The sequence below is a fragment of the Bacteroides sp. 1001302B_160321_D4 genome (assembly GCF_015667765.1).
GTDB lineage: Bacteria > Bacteroidota > Bacteroidia > Bacteroidales > Bacteroidaceae > Bacteroides > Bacteroides xylanisolvens.
On sequence record NZ_JADPLO010000020.1, the window covers coordinates 52,804 to 69,449 of the forward strand.

Consider the following 16,646-nt stretch of genomic DNA (forward strand, 5'->3'; position numbering starts at 1 on the left):
AAATACAATATGAAATTGCATATTTATCAATTAGCATTTATAGCACTTACTGCATTTACGGTAAGCAGCTGCAAGGATACGGATATTAATGATGAACATCATTATGACAATAAGCTTTATATAAGTTCGGTACCCGTAACAGAAGATTTACTGATTAAAGAAGATGTATTGTTTGACAGTCGTAAAATTACTTATCGGCTTGCTGCTCCTGTCGACAACGAAATCCAAGTCAGCTTTGATGCCAAACCATCTTTAGCGGCTACCTACAATCTAAGTTATGGAGATAATGCTACAGCACTTCCCGAAGCGTTTTATGATATTCCTGTGAAGAATGTTACGATTCAACCCGGAGGAATTTCTGGAGATGATATCATAGTGAATTTCGTTAATTTGAATCAATTGGACGACTCAAGACGTTATGTGTTGCCTGTTACAATCACAAATGTATCTGGAATTGGACTTCTTGAGAGTGCCCGTACTACTTATTTTATCATCAAAGGCGCTGCTCTTATTAATGTTGTAGCTAATATTAAAGAAAACTATTTTCCGATAAAATGGAATAGTGATGTAAGCAAGATGATTACTATTACAGTGGAAGCATTGGTACGAAGTGATGACTGGGTGGCCAAACGTGATAATGCACTAAGTTCTGTTTTTGGAATTGAAGATAATTTCCTTATACGTATCGGTGATGGCGACCGTCCACGTGATCAACTTCAGGCATTTGTGCCAGGTGGAAGTTTTCCTCCAGCAAATCACGCACCAGGTATTGGACTTCCGGTAGACGAATGGGTACACATAGCTGTTGTGTATAACACTGTCAATAAAAACCGAATCTATTACAAGAATGGTGTGGCGGTGTATAAAGACCAGTCAGCAAATAGTACGGTTGATTTAACTAAGAATTGCTATATAGGCCGTTCTTTTGATGGTACCCGCTGGCTTCCGGGAGAAATTTCAGAGGTTCGTATTTGGAGCGTAGAAAGAACTGCAGAGCAAATTGCAGATAATCCTTATAAAGTAAATCCTGCCAGTGAAGGACTTGTAGCCTACTGGAAATTTAATGAGGGGTCTGGAAAGGTTGTTATAGATCGTACAGGTAATGGAAATGATATCACTGCGAGTAAAGATCCGATATGGGTTCCTGTAGAACTTCCTCAAATATATTAATCCTTTTAATTAAAAAGAATATTATTATGAAACAAAAATATCTGATAACAGGGTTGATGGTTGCCATATTTGCAGGCGGCATAACTTGCCTTACCTCTTGTGATGATGATCTTGTCATAAATAAAGCAATAGATGAGTCAGCATATACTGGCATTTATGAAAACAATGGATACTTGCGTGACGGAAAGTCCAATTTGTCCTCTAACGTAGTGGAGCTATACAAAGATACTTATACTACTTCTGTAAAAATGAGTCTTAGTAAAATGGCGAGTACCAGTACTTCTGCTCAAGTAATTATTGATGCAGACTATTTGGATACTTATAACAAAGAGCATGAAACCGATTTTGAATTGTATCCTGCGCACCTGGTTTCTTTTAAGAATGACGGGAAGCTTATTGTAGATGCACAAACAAAATCTGTTCAGACTGACATCACCATTCAGGCAGACGGCACTTTGAAAGAAGATAAAACCTATGCTTTACCTATAGCTCTTACCCACGTAAGTAGCGACATTACCATAAAAGATGAGAAAGCTGGTCATTGTATTTATTTGATAAAAGATATGAGAAAGCTGGGAAACACTTACAAAGGGGAAGATGTAGTAAAGTCATTTGTCTTCTTTGATGGTACAAATCCACTGAATGCTCTTTCTTTTCAACTGGAAAACGGAAAATTGCTGTGGGATGTAGTTTCCCCATTTGCTGCCAATATCAACTGGGATGCACAAGCCCAACGCCCTTATTTAAAATGTAATGCTTACATACAATATTTGCTAGACAATAATGAGAAATTTTTGCAACCACTTCGTAAACGTGGAACTAAAATAGTATTAGGGATACTTAGTAACGGGGATATAACAGGAGTGGCGCAACTTTCTAAACAAGGTGCCAAAGACTTTGCACGAGAACTAGCTCAGTATTGCAAAGCATATAATCTGGACGGGGTATGTTTTGATGACGAATATGAAGGTGCTTATGATCCGAATAATCCAGCATTAACAAAGCCTAGTGAGGAGGCTGCGGCACGTCTATGCTACGAAACAAAACAAGCAATGCCTGATAAAATCGTAGCAGTATATGCATTAAGAAGAATGTATAGTTCGAAGGCAACCGTTGTTGATGGAGTAACTATTAAAAACTGGATAGATATTGTAGTTGGTGATTATGGTAGAGATCCTTCTCAAGTTCCGTATGGGGACCTGACATCCAAAGAATGTTCCGGTCAATCCATGGAGTTTGTTAGAGGTACAGGTGGCGATTTACAGGGACAAAGACTGATAAACCAAGGTTCTGGATGGTTTATGGGCTTTTCACCGAAGCCGGAAAATTATGGCAATGTATTCCGGCGTCTGTCTGATGTGAAAACTCTGTATGGTTCTCCGTTACAAGCACCTACCGTGTTCTACAAGGACAATGATGCCACACCTTACCAATATCCCGATGATTTGCAATAATTTAAAAAACAATTGTAGAAATGAGAACACTTTATAGATTTTTCTTATTGTTGGCAGTCGGTTCGCTGACAGCCCTTTCTGGATGCGGCGAAGATGAAACTCCAAGTCTGGCTACCTATCCGGATAACAATTTTTCTCTTGTGGCGGAAGACGGAGAAGGTTCGGAAATAATAGTGAATGCCACCTATAATAATGAGGGTATATTAGAATTCGATAAACCCGCAATATTCACCTTTCGTTTTAACGCTTCACCCGAGGACGCAATAGTTACTTTTGAGCCAATCGGAGAAGATGTTGAGTTAAGTGATACCAAATTGATAATTCCGGCAGGCTATACGGATGCCAGTGTTACTTTGGGTATAAAAAATATGGATGTTTTTCAATCTAATTACGATGAAGCTACCTATAATTTAGGAGTGAGAGCTACTGTGCAAGGATATAAAATGCCATCTATTACCTTGGAGGCAAAAGCTTTGATAAAGAAAGAGGCGTATGTAGCTACAGGTTTCTTGGAAGGAAAAGTCGGTAATAAAACTACATTCGAACATACTTATTTCAACGGAGAATTTAAGGACACGGAGCGGAATCTATATACATTCAGTGTACAATTGGATCGTCCTGCTCGGAAAGATGTAAAGGTGAAACTTACAACGGAAGGAGTGGATGACGAATACCTGAAAGACATTAGTATTACTCCTGCAGAAATTATAATTCCTGCTGGTGAAAAGACATCAGGAGATATTACTTGGGAGATTACTAATGACTTTTTGTTGCGTACATCGGACGACTCGTCAAACACATTAAATATCACAGCTGTTTTTGAATGTGAAGATCCGGTCTTCGTGCAGGATGAGAAAAGAAGTTCTTTCACCTTGAATATAAATAAATATATAAGAGGATTTGAACACATATCTTACAAACGGCCTTCCGGTTGGATAGAATGGGCCAAACAGGGTTGGTCTGTAGATGTGGAAGATAGTAGTGATTTTTATCAAAACGATGGTGGCGGTTCGCTTATTGATGGTGAAACCAAAGGTAACTATGAAGGTATATGTTCTGATGGAGATATTTCATTTACACTCGATATGGGAGAGGAAAAAACAATCACTGGAGTAGGTCTTGATTATATATATTATTATGCTCCTCAAAATGTACAATTATCAGTTTCTTCTGATGGAAACACATGGAATTATCTAGGAAAAGTAGCTACTGCTGATGAGAATGCCGATTACTATCAATTCATTGAATCTATAACTGCACGGTATGTGAAATTTGATCTTTTGGCTTCTTGGGGATGTGAGCTTTATGAAATATACGTCTTTAAGTAGTATTGAGTCTAAAAAGAATATAGGTTAAAGTTTGTATTCGAGAGGCTGTCTCAAGATTGTTTTTGAGTCAGCCTCTTTTTAATTGCTTTTTCAAAGAACGGGCAGGCGCTAACTTTTCCAAGTCTAACGTTTGCTCATGTTCCTAAATATTTGAATTAAATGCTACATAGTGAAATAAAATATCTATCATAGTATCATTTATTTCAATAATCTTTTAATTATCAAAGGAATAAGTATGATAGATAGCTTTTAGAAAATGCATCTATCATACTTTTACCAGTAAAAACAGTAAGCGTCTCGGCGATGCCGCCCCCCCCTCAAAAAAAATAGAAGTAGCATCTCCTCTTTATGTTTCGATCCTACTTCTATTTTCTTTCCATTTGTCCGGCAATAAATTTCTATATACCTTTATGTCCGTATTTGGTGGTAGCTTTGCCGCTTTATTGATTACCTCCGTGATATATTCGAAGGTATTTATTCCCTGCATTCTGCATGAACAGGCCAGCGAATAAAATAAGGCACCTCTTTCCGCCCCCTTATGGCTTCCAAAGAAAAGGGAATTTCTTCTGGACAGTGATATATATCGGTTGTACCGCTCGACCAAATTATTGTCCAAGTAGTAATATCCTTCAGTAAAGATGCCCTTAATGGCCTCCCATTGCGAGAGCATATAGTCAACCGCTCCCGCCATCTCACTTTTGGGAAGCAAGTCAGGCTTACTCTTTATCCTGAGCAGTTCCCTTTTTATTTCGCTGAGTATCTGCGGCGCATACCTTTTCCGGTGCCTGAGGTTATCCTTGTCTGTCCATCCCTGTCGACCAACACAGTGTTCATGTTCTTTTTGATACAGCTTGTTCGTCAGTTCAACGATCTTTTGTGCGTCCGGTTCCTCCTGTACCTCAAGGAACTTCCTTTTGACATGCTGCAGGCAGGCGATTCTTTTAATTCCCGGATAGGCGTCACTTTCCAATTTTCTATACGGACTGTATGCGTCACTTTGTACTGTCCCCTCATATTCGGAAAGAAGGTCAAAAAGCACCTTCCCGCTACGGGAGCCATTCTCGTAGAGGTACAGTATCAATTTCTGCCTGACCGCGACGGCCGCCCAGATATACCCCTGCCTTACCCCTTTGCCTCTACTGTTCTTCTCTTCCACAAGGACTTTGTGGTAACTTTCATCACAACAAAGATAAGAGTCTTCAAGCACGGCCGTTCTCAACGCCCTGTAAAGGTTTTCCAACACTTCGGCCGCTCTGCCCAGCAGGTGATGCGCGGTGGGCTTTTCAAGCTCAAATCCGCTTTCACGGAAGAAGCCGATAATCCGCTCCACACTCATAGAGTAGATATAGCGCAACTGGCATAAACCCGCTACAAAAGATCCGTCGTAGTTTGAGTTAAGGAAAGGTGCCTGGGGAGCGGAACCGCAGAAGACTGTTCCGTTTAAGCTATAAATGTTTTGCCGGTAGACAAGCTTTTCAAATTTCGGAGGAGTGTAGACATAACGGATAGAATCACGGTATCCCATGAATTTGGCAAGGGATATGCTGAAAAGGGGATGTTCGGGATTGACTTCGATTACCTTCTCTTCCAGTTCAAAATGCTCCTTGCGTTTGGATTTATTGTTTCCCCGCTCTTTGGGAGAAGGGCATGGACGGGAAGGAGACGTCTGCCGGACCGCCTCCGCTTTACCCGGTACCTGCTTTTCAGACTCGTTGCTTATAAGTTTGCCTAAGCCACGACTGATGTTCTCCTGTTTCTTCAGTTTACCATTTTTCAAGGTCAACGCCTCTTCTAATGAATGGACACTTTCGGTTAATTGCCGGACCTGCATCGTCAATTCGCAGATAAGCAGCTGCCCATGCTCCTCACGCCTGGCAGCCGCTTCAAGCTGTTCTTTTAAAGATCTGATTTGATCCTCCAGAAGTTCTATGAGCCGGTCCTTTTGCATGTGTCAAAGATAAGAAAAAAGAACCGGAAGACAAAGAAATTAGCGAAGTATTTGCAATGTAATATATTGATATACAGATTACTATATTAGGATGTCACCTCAATCGGAACCGTTTCCTGCATTTGGCAGACCGGAGCGAGACGCCCTGCATTATCAAAAGAAAAGTCTTCCAGGAGAGCTCATAAGACCCTGTATCGGGATTAAAACGGGGAACCTCAAAGGTGCCTTCTTCCAGTCGTTTCTGATAGAGAATAAAACCGTCCGTATCCCACCGCAAAATTTTAACCATGTCACGTTTGCGGGAGAAAAACACAAATACGTCACCCGAAACGGGAGAAAGGGACATGTCGGACTTGACAAGCCGGTAAAGTCCGGTCATGCCTTTACGCATATCAACATAATGCTGGCACAGATAATAATGCATGCCATCGGTTAAAGCAAACATGACTTTTCCTCCTGAATTTTACTGTTATAACGGTCGATAAAACGGCTGACGCTAAAAGAACTGCCTTGCTTGATAGAAACAGTCACTCCGTCAGGGAAAGTGATGGTAACCCCGTAAAGCATATCCGGAGAGGAGGAAGAGGAAGAGCAGACCGGAAGCAAACGGCTGAAAGAGGATGCAGGCTCTTTAGCGGTGGTGACGGAAGAAGAGGGACGCAACTCACGGATACTGATGCCGTGACGGGAAAGCCAAAGACACATACCATGGTAGTTTACATGTCGTTCACGGCAATAACTACGAAGAGTTAAGGCAGGAGAAGAACATAAACAGGATTTATAATCCGATAAGGTACGGGTGTACAAGTCATGTGCAGTCATAAGATGTGTTTTTTTATTATGACGCAAAGCTAAAAGGAAAAATTAAGATAGAAAATATGGCATCGCCGAGACGCTTACTAAAAACAGGTTATCTATCATTGTGCAAAATAGCCATATAAGGGTCATAATAGGTGTAAGATAGCTTGTTTTTGTCACAAGGGAGCCATATAAATCTGATTATCGTGGCTTAATAATGTAAATGTAATGGCGATAAGTTTATAGCCCACGTATGTGTGCTGTACAGTCCGCATGTGTGGGCTGCACGGTTTACATACGTGGGCTGTACAGCCTGCACATGTGAACTATAGAAAGACAGCCGCTTCCAATAGATTATTAAGTTGTCAATACAGGTTATCATCCTATAAAGTGTGCATTCTTATGCCTTTAAATGGATACTCTCACCTAATGCTACACTAAATAGATATAGTATGGGTGTGATAGATACCCGTTTTTTGCAATAAAAGTATGATAGATGCATTTTCTAAAAGTTATCTATCATACTTATTCCTTTGATAATTAGAAGATTATTAAAATGAATGATACTATGATAGATGTTTTTCTCACTATGTATTCAAACCTGTATCATTTTACTCATTTCCGTACGGTGCTGAATCAATTGATATTTTAGCAAATAAGTATTGAAACGCAGATTAACGCAGATTTTCGCAGATTATTAGAAGGCTGCGCCATGTTTGAGAACTTTTTTATTCTTTGCGAAAATCTGCGTTAATCTGCGTTTCAATAAATGTTCATTTGGCTCATTTCGGTGCAATACAGAAAGACTCAAACCAAGATTAGGGCTAAATTATCCCGCAAGGATTATTGTTGCTTAGAGAAAGAATAGGGCATATCTTCTTCTTTAGTTCCTCTATTCTGATTAGGTTGATTACTCATTTCAACATTGATCGTACCTCCCTTGAGCAAATTTTCGTGTCGGAGATAATTTTTAGTGTAATCAGCACCATTGACATTCATCGAATTGACATAAAATTTTTTCTTACTATTATTCGGAGCATCAATAACCAAACTATTGCCATTTTCAAAATGGAGTGTAGCTTTCTTGAATAACGGAGCACCTATAATATATTCATCCGTTCCCGGACAAACAGGATAGAAACCTAATGCCGAGAATACATACCAGGCAGAAGTTTGTCCGTTGTCCTCGTCGCCACAATAGCCGTCCGGAGTAGGAGAGTACATACGATCCATTACTTGACGCAACCAGTATTGGGCTTTCCAAGGTTGTCCTGCATAGTCATATAAATAAATCATGTGCTGAATCGGTTGATTGCCATGTGCATAGTTACCCATATTCATCACAGTCATTTCACGGATTTCATGAATCACTTGGCCGTAGTAGCTATCATCAAAAATAGGAGGTACGGCAAAAACAGAATCCATCATGGTGATAAACATCTCTTTTCCACCCATCAAGTCAATCAATCCTTGAGGATCGTGGAATACCGACCAAGTATAGTGCCAGCTATTTCCTTCCGTAAAAGCATCTCCCCATTTCAGCGGAGAGAAAGGAGATTGGAATGTACCATCTTCGTTGCGTCCACGCATTAACTTAGATTCCTTATCGAAAAGATTCTTGTAGTTCATGGCACGTTTTGCGAAAAGATTAATCTCTTTTTTCGGACGTTTAAGTTCCTTTGCCAGTTGGTAGATACACCAGTCATTGTATGCATATTCCAACGTGCGTGCGGCGTTCTCATTGATTTTTACATCATAAGGCACGTAGCCCAGTTTATTGTAATATTTATATCCCAGACGTCCTGTTGATGATACTTGTGGATGTACATTCTCCGTTCCGTGAATCAGCCCTTCATACAATGTTTTTATATCGTCCACTTTCACTCCTTTCATGTAAGCATCCACTAAGACAGAAGCAGAGTTGTTACCAACCATACAGCCTCTGTGCCCCGGACTTGCCCATTCCGGGAAGAAACCGCTCTCTTTATATGTATTGATCAGACCTTCCTGCATTTCCTTGTTGACTGACGGGTACATTAGGTTCAATAACGGGAATAGGCAACGGAAAGTATCCCAAAAGCCTGTGTCGGTATACATATACCCCGGTAATACTTGCCCATTATAAGGACTGTAATGAACAGGTTGTCCGGCAGCATCCAGTTCGTAGAATTTGCGTGGGAAGAGCAATGAACGATATAAACAAGAATAGAATGTGCGATATTGGTCGAGATTGCCTCCTTCTACTTCTATTTTGCCTAATACTTGGTTCCACGCTTCTTTTCCTTTTTTGGCTAGCTGTTCGATATTATCTTTGCCCAACTCTTTCATATTTAAAGCTGCCTGTTCAAAACTGATGAAAGAAGAAGCAATTCTTGCATGTACTTGTTCGTCCTTATGTGTTTGGAAACCAATAATGGCTCCGGCATGATCTGTTGTCTGTTCGGTAACATTTTCCTGCAGATTGCCATTGGCTACCGTAGCTTTATAAGTGAAAGGCTTGTCGAATTCAATAATAAAGTAATTTTTAAAGTTTTCGGGAACTCCACCGCTGTTGCGGGTCGTGTAACCGATAATCTTGTTTTCTTCCGGAATAACCTTAATATACGATCCCTTATCAAAGGCATCCACTACAACATACGAATGATCGTTTTCCGGAAAAGTGAAACGGAAAAGAACGGCACGCTCGGTTGGAGCCATTTCTGTCACTACATCATGCTCTGCAAGATATACTTTATAATAATAAGGAGTGGCAGTTTCTCCTTTGTGGGCAAACCAACTGGCACGCTTCTCTTCATTGAATTCCGGTTTGCCTACTACAGGCATAATAGAGAATTGTCCGTAATCATTAATCCACGGACTGGGTTGATGTGTTTGTTTAAATCCACGAATCTTATTAGCCGTATAAGTGTATTGCCATCCGTCTCCCATCTTTCCTGTCTGTGGAGTCCAGAAATTCATCCCCCACGGACGGGCAATGGCCGGATAAGTATTACCAGTTGATAACTCGAAACTAGATTGAGAACCCATAAGCGGATTGATATACTGCGTCCAGTCTTTGGCTTTTGCAAAGACGATACAACTTAATGCACATACTAATAGGAGATACTTTTTCATGGTCTTATTTATTATTTATGGCTCAATCGAATCAGAAATCGATTGAGCCAATTTATTTTTCAAGGTTTTGTTTTTTTTATTCAATTTGAACAGCTAGTACCAACTCATTCCTCTTCTTTGGAGGAGAGAGCCGGAGAGAGGACTCCCCATTTCGTAGGATGATCGGTCATCTTGATTTCCATCGTTCCTCCATTCGCAATATCCTGATGGTTAAAGAATGGAATGTTTAGAGCTTTACCGTTCAGCAATACACTTTCAATGTATTTATTCTTTTTCCCATTATTCTTTACTACAATACTGAAAGTCTTTCCTTCAGGCAGATTGATAACTGCTTTGTCGAAGGCAGGACGTCCGATGGAATATACCGGCTTGCCGGGACATACCTGATAGAATCCCATAGAGTTGAGTATATACCAGGCAGACATCTGACCGCAGTCCTCATTGCCCGAAAGACCGTCTATACTGTTGGTATACTGACTTCGGTAAACGCTATCCACCAACTCTTGAGTTCTCCAAGGATGGTTAACGTAGTTATATAGATGGATCACATGGTGACTTGGTTCGTTTCCATGTGCATATTGCCCGATAAGTCCGCTGATATCTGATGAGGTTGTCTCACCTTCAAGTGATGAATCGGCCGAGAATAAGGAATCGAGTTTCTGGACAAAAGCATCTTCTCCACCCATCAGATTGACTAATCCTTCTACATCATGCGGCACAAACCAAGTCCATTGCCAAGCTGTTCCTTCACAATAATCATCGCTGCGGTGAGTAGATGCACGCGGATTGAATGGAGTACGCCATTCACCTTTTGAGTCCAGTCCACGCATGAAGCGGATTGATTTGTCGAAATAAAATTCGTACGCCTTGGCAAAGCGTTCATACTTTGCTTTGGATTCAAAATCACTCATTGCTTCTGCAAAGATAGAGATACACCAGTCATCATACGCATATTCCAGAGCTTTGGCCACTGATTCGTTTTCGCGGTCACAAGGGATATATCCGATGGCATTCTTATAATATTTTGCTTTAGGCATGAGATGAGGCAATACCAAATCCGGACATTTGATGCCGGTAGTGTCATATTCGGCGGCACGCAGGCAGGCTTTATAAGCCTCTTTGGCATCAAAATTGCGATACCCTTTCATGTAGGCATCCACGATGACCGGAACAGCATGATAACCAATCATAGTGCCGGTGTAATTGGAAGCCAAGTCCCACATGGGGTATATCCCACCTTCCTGATGCTTCTTAATTAACGAATTGATAAAGTGATTATTCAGATCAGGATCAATGATAGTCATTAGCGGATGTAGCGCACGGAAAGTATCCCATAAAGAAAATACAGTGTATATCGGATTAAGGGTGTCTCCTTGATGCACTTCAAGATCCATTCCTAAATAACGTCCGTCTGCATCAGTGAACAGATTTGGACTGATTCCCGTATGATAGAGGGCCGTGTAGAAGATGGCTTTATCTTCTTTATCGGAAGTTGTAATATCAATTTTGGAAAGATATTCATTCCATGCCGTACGTGCGTCTTTACGTACTTTCTCGAAATCCCATCCGGGAATTTCTGATTCAACGTTCTTCCGTGCACCGGCAATATCGACAGCGGACACACCTACTTTAACAAGAACCTGCTCGTCTTTACTGGTGTTGAAATGCAATAATGCTTTGCAGACAGGAAGCCGTTTGCCATTGTCCATGGTGATAGAATCCGTAACGAGCGTATAAGAGAATGGTTTGGAAAATTTAGCGTAGAAGTTGATGTATTGGTCGAAAGCCCAATAAGTTGTTTTCTTATGTCCACAGATTTCCGTATCGCTTATTACTTCTATTTCCATCTCGGAGTTAGTCTGTCGTTGCAGGCTGTAATCCAGGTCGATGATAAATCCGGATTCGGTGTTTTCGGGAAAAGTATAGCGATGGATTGCTCCTCGTTTGGTGGATGAAATTTCAGCTTTCACCTGATAAGTATCAAGAAAGACAGAATAATATCCTGGTTCTGCGATTTCATTCTTATGTGAGAAAGAGGAAGCGTATGCTAGTCGCTGGCTTTGGGGATCGGTTGTACGATATTGTTGCTTACCCACAGTTGGCATGAGCAAGACATCTCCATAGTCGCAACAACCTGTACCGCTGACGTGTGTGTGTGAGAAGCCATTGATGGTAGAGTCGGCATAATAATAACCGGAACAAGCATCCCAACCATCGATCCGGGTGTCCGGACTGGGCTGAATCATCCCGTGGGGAACTACCGCTCCAGGGAAGGTATGACCATGTCCACCGGTACCGATGAAAGGGTTGACGTAAGCACTATAGTCTTTTACATTAGTGGGGGCTGTGCAGGAGCTAAGTGTGAATAAACCTCCTAAACATCCTACTATTAGGAATGTTTTTAATTTCATGGTATTAATAGCTTTTAAGTTTTAGCCGGTTCATCTTTTACTTCTTATTTGGGAGAAATGAAGATATTGTTTCCGACAATTTTATAATCAATAGGTATAGAGTTTTGCAATGATTTTAACACTGACTCGATATTCGATTTCCTTTTCAGTACACCGGAGTAAGTTTTACCCGTCTGAATGTCAGGAGACAGAATGATTTTCACATCATAGAAACGCTCCAGCGCTTTGGTGATGGTGAAGATATCTGCTTTTTGGAATGGAATCAGATTATCGTGCCAAACAGCATCCAACTTGGCATCCACTTGTTTCACGGTCAATCGTCCATTATTTTTGTTCAGTTCCGCACGTTGTCCCGGAGTGAGGATAATCTGCCCCTCTTCCTTATTGCCTTTTACTTCAATCTCACCTTCAATAAGTGTCGCCTCCGCTATCCGGCAACGCTTATCGGATTTTAAATTGAACGTAGTTCCCAATACGCGTACGCGTATTGCATCACTTTGAACGGTGAATGGCTTATGGCGGTTTTTGGTGACCTCAAAATAAGCTTCTCCTTCTAGGTAGACATTGCGTTCCTTTTCGGAGAACTCACGTGGATATTTCAAGGTTGCTGCATTGTTCAGCCAAACCTTGCTGCCATCCGGCAAGACTACTTCCTTAACAATGCCTTCGCTGGCTACTGCAACCATCATTTGTTGATTGTTTCCGTTTTGATAGAACCAATATCCGACTCCACCACCCATGACCAACATCACAGCAATCACTGCGGCATATTTCATCCAGCGATGCATGCTTAGTATTTTGCTCTGTTTACCTTTCTCTTCGTCCAGCTTTTTATAGAGTTGTTTTTCCGCACGAAGTATCCGTTGTTCATCAGTGTACTGGTCGAATTTACCCAAATGATAAATTTCTTCCATACGAAAGAGCTGGCGGGCATTTTCTTCCGATTCCTTCATCCAGGCATTGACCTCGATAAGCTCTTCTTCAGAACACTGTCCTGTCAGATATCTGTTTATTATTTCTTCACTCAGATTACTCATTTTCTTTTCCTTCATATTAGTAATACAATTCAAAACGCAAAAACACTTATTATAATCGCCATAAAAATAAGAAAAGAATCGTCCAAAGAGGATCAAGTCGGCCACGCAAGTATTTTAAAGCCTTATACATATGGGCTTCCACCGTGCGGAGTGAAACTCCGAGAATATCGGCTATTTCCTTGTTTTTCATATCATGCAGATAGCTAAGTTTGAAAACCTCTTTGCATTTGTCAGGGAGTTCATTAATTGCATCATGAATTTCCTTGCGGAGTTCCTTATCTTCGATCCTCCGAATTACTTCGTTGTTGTCCGGTTGATAGAATTCTGCGCGTCTTTGGTTGATTTCTTCCATGGCAACACAATAACCGTCTTCCACACTGCGGTGTTTCAAGACGTTAAGGGCACGGGTGTAAACGGCACGATAGAGAAAGGCCTGGATTTGGTCGCCTATCTCTATGTGGTCTTTCCGCTTCCATAATTCTACAAATACGTCCTGCACTACATCCTCTGCTTCTTCTTCTCCCACCAGACGGGTTGCATAGAAAATCAGGCTGGGATAGTACCGGCGAAATAGTGCTTTATAGGTTATATCGAAGTTTTCGTTCATTCTCTCAATTGGTTGTTCAGGTTTGGCTTATGGGTTATTTTCTTCGAATATGACTCCAATTGCTTTAGGGGTGTTACTCATTTCGAATTCGACAGTTGCTCCACTCATGATTTGCTCGTGAGTAAGATATGTTTTGTCATACGGTTTTCCATCTATTTTGATGGATTGGATATAGATATTTTCTTTGTTCACTTTGGGGGCCAGTACGGTGAAAGTCTTTCCATTCGCCAGATGTAATTGCATTTCCGGGAATAGGGGAGTACCTATCTCGTATTTTCCACTGACGGGATTGACGGGGTAGAATCCCATCGCACTGAATACATACCATGCTGACATCTGTCCGCAATCTTCGTTGCCACAAAGACCGGCTGGTTCGTTCTTGTAGAGCTCGTTCATCACTTTGGCTACATATTCTTGTGTGCGATTTTCGTGTCCTATAGCATTGAACAGATAAATAACATGATGGCTCGGTTCATTGCCATGCGCATATTGTCCTATCATGCCCGTGCTGAAGATAGGTAGTTCGTCATCTGCTGCCGGATGATAGGTGAACATACTGTCCAGTTTTTCGGCAAATCGGTTTTTACCTCCTACAAGGTCGATCAGTCCGTTAATGTCATGCTGTACAGACCAAAAGTATTGCCATCCGTTGCTTTCGCAAATGTGTGGCGTATAGTCATCGGCTTTGAAATCCTTGATAAAGGTGCCTTTGTCGTCACGTGGCTGCATGAAAGAAGTGGCGGGGTTATATACATTCTTGTAGTTTTGAGAACGTTTGTAAAATTCGTCCGCAATGTCTTGTTTGCCCATCTTCTCCGCCATTTCGGCAATGCAATAGTCATCGAAAGCGTATTCCAGTGTTTTGGATAACGACCAGTTTTCTGCGTTGTAGTGGTCCGTTACGTTGTAAGGTATGTATCCTAATTCTTTGTAGAGTCCGATGCCGCGGTAATTATCCAGATTAGCCGTTGCTATGCAAGCATCCAAGGCTTTCTTTGCGTCGAAGTCGCCGATTCCTTTCAGATAGGCGTCTACAATAACAGGAACAGCATGATAACCGATCATCATGTCTGTTTCACTTCCGTAGAAGTTCCACACCGGTAGGCGGCCATTCTGTTCGTAGAAGGCGATGAAGGATTTCACCATGTCGTTTACACGCTCGGGTTCGGTATAAGTAAAGAGCGGGTGGGCGGCACGGTATGTATCCCATAGGGAGAAAGTACTATAATTAACCCAGCCGTCGGCTTGGTGCACTTTCTTATCGGGACCGTAGTAAGCTCCGTCTACATCACTGTAAATAGTTGGAGCAATCATTGAGTGATAGAGAGCGGTGTAGAAGTTTACTTTATCGTTCTCATTATCGCTTTTTATTTCAATCTTTCCGAGCTGGCGGTTCCAGTTTGCTTTTGTTTCCGCCAAGTATTTGTCGAAGTCATTTTCGGGGACTTCAGCTTGCAGGTTTTTGGCTGCTCCTTCCATGCTGACACCGGAAATGGCAGTGTTTACTAATATCTGTTCATCCTTTTGGGTATTGAAATCGAAGCGGGCGATAACAGCGGTGCCGATACGTTTGTTATCTTTGATGATGGCAGTTGTGTCCAGTTCCATTTTCTCAAAAGGCTTGGAGAATCGGGTGCGGAAATAGATGTGTTGATCGCGTGCCCAGCCGTCGGAGAAACGGTAACCTTGAATGGTGACGGAGTCTACGACTTCGATATGAGAATCGTTGGTAAAATCCCAGTTCATGGCTTTCTTCAGATTTAAGAAGATAGCAGATTGGGCTTCCGGAAACGTATAACGTTGGATACCACAACGCTCGGTGGCAGTCAGTTCGACGTTGATGTTATAATCAGTCAGGCGTACTTGATAATAACCGGCATGAGCACTTTCATCCTTGTGGGAGAATTTAGAGTGGATGCCAAGCGGTGTTTCCGCTTCTTTGTAGGGAAGGGTGACTGGCATGAAAGAAATGTCATACAAATCTCCCGCTCCAGTACCGGAAAGATGTGTGTGGCTGAAACCGGCAATCGTACTGTCCGGATAGAAATAACCGGAGATACGGTCCCATCCGGGGAGTCCGTTGTCCGGGCTAAGTTGCACCATGCCGAAAGGAGCTTGGGCACCAGGATAAGTGTTTCCAGTGAAGTCTGTTCCGATAAATGGATTTACATAAGATGTGTAATCTATTTCGTGTTTTTCTTGCGTAGGGGTACAAGAAATGAGCATGCAGGTTAACAGCAGGCATAGATAAGCAGGTGTTCTCATCATTCTTTAGGTATTAGTGATTACTTATTTTATTTATTTGAAGGATAAGAAAAATAATTAATCTGGTCACAAAGGTAGAAAAAAACTGTGACAAGCCTAAATTATAAGCTAATATTTTTAGAAAGAGACAAATAGACTTCTATTTCTTACCAGGTTTGTTTGGTTTTTGGGGAGGGTAGGAAGTATCCTTCCCCGATGCTTTTATAGGGGATTCAAAAGGGGATTCAAGCCGAAATTGTTGTTGGTGAATTCCCTTCTGTAAAATAGTGATGCTATCCGATGCAAATAGTGACGCTATATGCCAGCGATACCGTCACTATCCTGTGCATATACCGTCACTATTTTTTTTCTACATTGATAGGGAGTTTCTTATGTATTTATTCAGACGCGTCTAATTTTAAGTCTTTACGTAAAAGAGGTTGTCTATAAGTCTCTTTTTAACGATTTCACCCCTATCAGAACAAACTCTGACAGGGGTGATTTCTTTTTTTTCGGGGCTTGTTAGACAGCCTCT

11 protein-coding genes are annotated in these 16,646 nt (G+C 41.4%); 3 read left to right on the top strand and 8 right to left on the bottom strand.

Annotated features, from left to right (window positions below; genetic code table 11):
* Positions 1–9 precede the first annotated feature (9 nt).
* Genes KFO40_RS10060 through KFO40_RS10070 form a run of 3 tightly spaced genes read left to right on the top strand, consistent with a single transcriptional unit; the run spans position 10 to position 3,952 of the window.
* On the top strand, positions 10–1,170 hold the full coding sequence (locus tag KFO40_RS10060; protein WP_117685346.1) for a DUF1735 and LamG domain-containing protein: 1,161 nt from the start codon (positions 10–12) through the stop codon (positions 1,168–1,170).
* Between the two features lie 26 nt (positions 1,171–1,196).
* Positions 1,197–2,624: a BT_3987 domain-containing protein gene (locus tag KFO40_RS10065; RefSeq protein ID WP_117685344.1), complete on the top strand. Its 1,428-nt coding sequence runs from the start codon at positions 1,197–1,199 to the stop codon at positions 2,622–2,624.
* Between the two features lie 20 nt (positions 2,625–2,644).
* A complete protein-coding gene (locus KFO40_RS10070) occupies positions 2,645–3,952 on the top strand; it encodes a DUF4989 domain-containing protein (RefSeq protein ID WP_120145309.1) in 1,308 nt (435 codons plus the stop codon).
* A 346-nt stretch (positions 3,953–4,298) separates the two neighbouring features.
* Here the strand turns inward: KFO40_RS10070 and tnpC are convergent, their stop codons facing one another.
* The 8 genes from tnpC to KFO40_RS10110 all read right to left on the bottom strand — a co-directional run bounded on the left by tnpC (position 4,299) and on the right by KFO40_RS10110 (position 16,132).
* Complete coding sequence (tnpC, locus tag KFO40_RS10075) at positions 4,299–5,900, bottom strand: IS66 family transposase (RefSeq protein ID WP_120145338.1); 1,602 nt, start codon at positions 5,898–5,900, stop codon at positions 4,299–4,301.
* A gap of 94 nt (positions 5,901–5,994) precedes the next feature.
* Positions 5,995–6,345, bottom strand: a complete 351-nt coding sequence (gene tnpB / locus KFO40_RS10080; protein WP_008642045.1) for an IS66 family insertion sequence element accessory protein TnpB — start codon at positions 6,343–6,345, stop codon at positions 5,995–5,997.
* The gene (locus KFO40_RS10085; protein WP_009041302.1) at positions 6,333–6,722 is read right to left on the bottom strand and encodes a hypothetical protein; all 390 of its coding nucleotides are present in this window, start codon (positions 6,720–6,722) and stop codon (positions 6,333–6,335) included. Before KFO40_RS10085 ends, tnpB begins: the two co-directional genes overlap by 13 nt.
* Before the next feature lie 819 nt (positions 6,723–7,541).
* Positions 7,542–9,812, bottom strand: a complete 2,271-nt coding sequence (locus KFO40_RS10090) for a GH92 family glycosyl hydrolase (RefSeq protein WP_211146313.1) — start codon at positions 9,810–9,812, stop codon at positions 7,542–7,544.
* A 104-nt stretch (positions 9,813–9,916) separates the two neighbouring features.
* Positions 9,917–12,223: a GH92 family glycosyl hydrolase gene (locus tag KFO40_RS10095; protein ID WP_087317474.1), complete on the bottom strand. Its 2,307-nt coding sequence runs from the start codon at positions 12,221–12,223 to the stop codon at positions 9,917–9,919.
* 44 nt (positions 12,224–12,267) lie between these two features.
* Entirely contained in the window at positions 12,268–13,275 is a 1,008-nt protein-coding gene (locus KFO40_RS10100; RefSeq protein WP_004301377.1) for a FecR family protein, read from the bottom strand.
* Between the two features lie 34 nt (positions 13,276–13,309).
* Positions 13,310–13,867, bottom strand: coding sequence for an RNA polymerase sigma-70 factor (locus KFO40_RS10105; protein ID WP_117683350.1), 558 nt, complete (start codon positions 13,865–13,867; stop codon positions 13,310–13,312).
* Between the two features lie 27 nt (positions 13,868–13,894).
* Positions 13,895–16,132: a GH92 family glycosyl hydrolase gene (locus KFO40_RS10110; RefSeq protein WP_211146315.1), complete on the bottom strand. Its 2,238-nt coding sequence runs from the start codon at positions 16,130–16,132 to the stop codon at positions 13,895–13,897.
* Between the last annotated feature and the right edge of the window lie 514 nt (positions 16,133–16,646).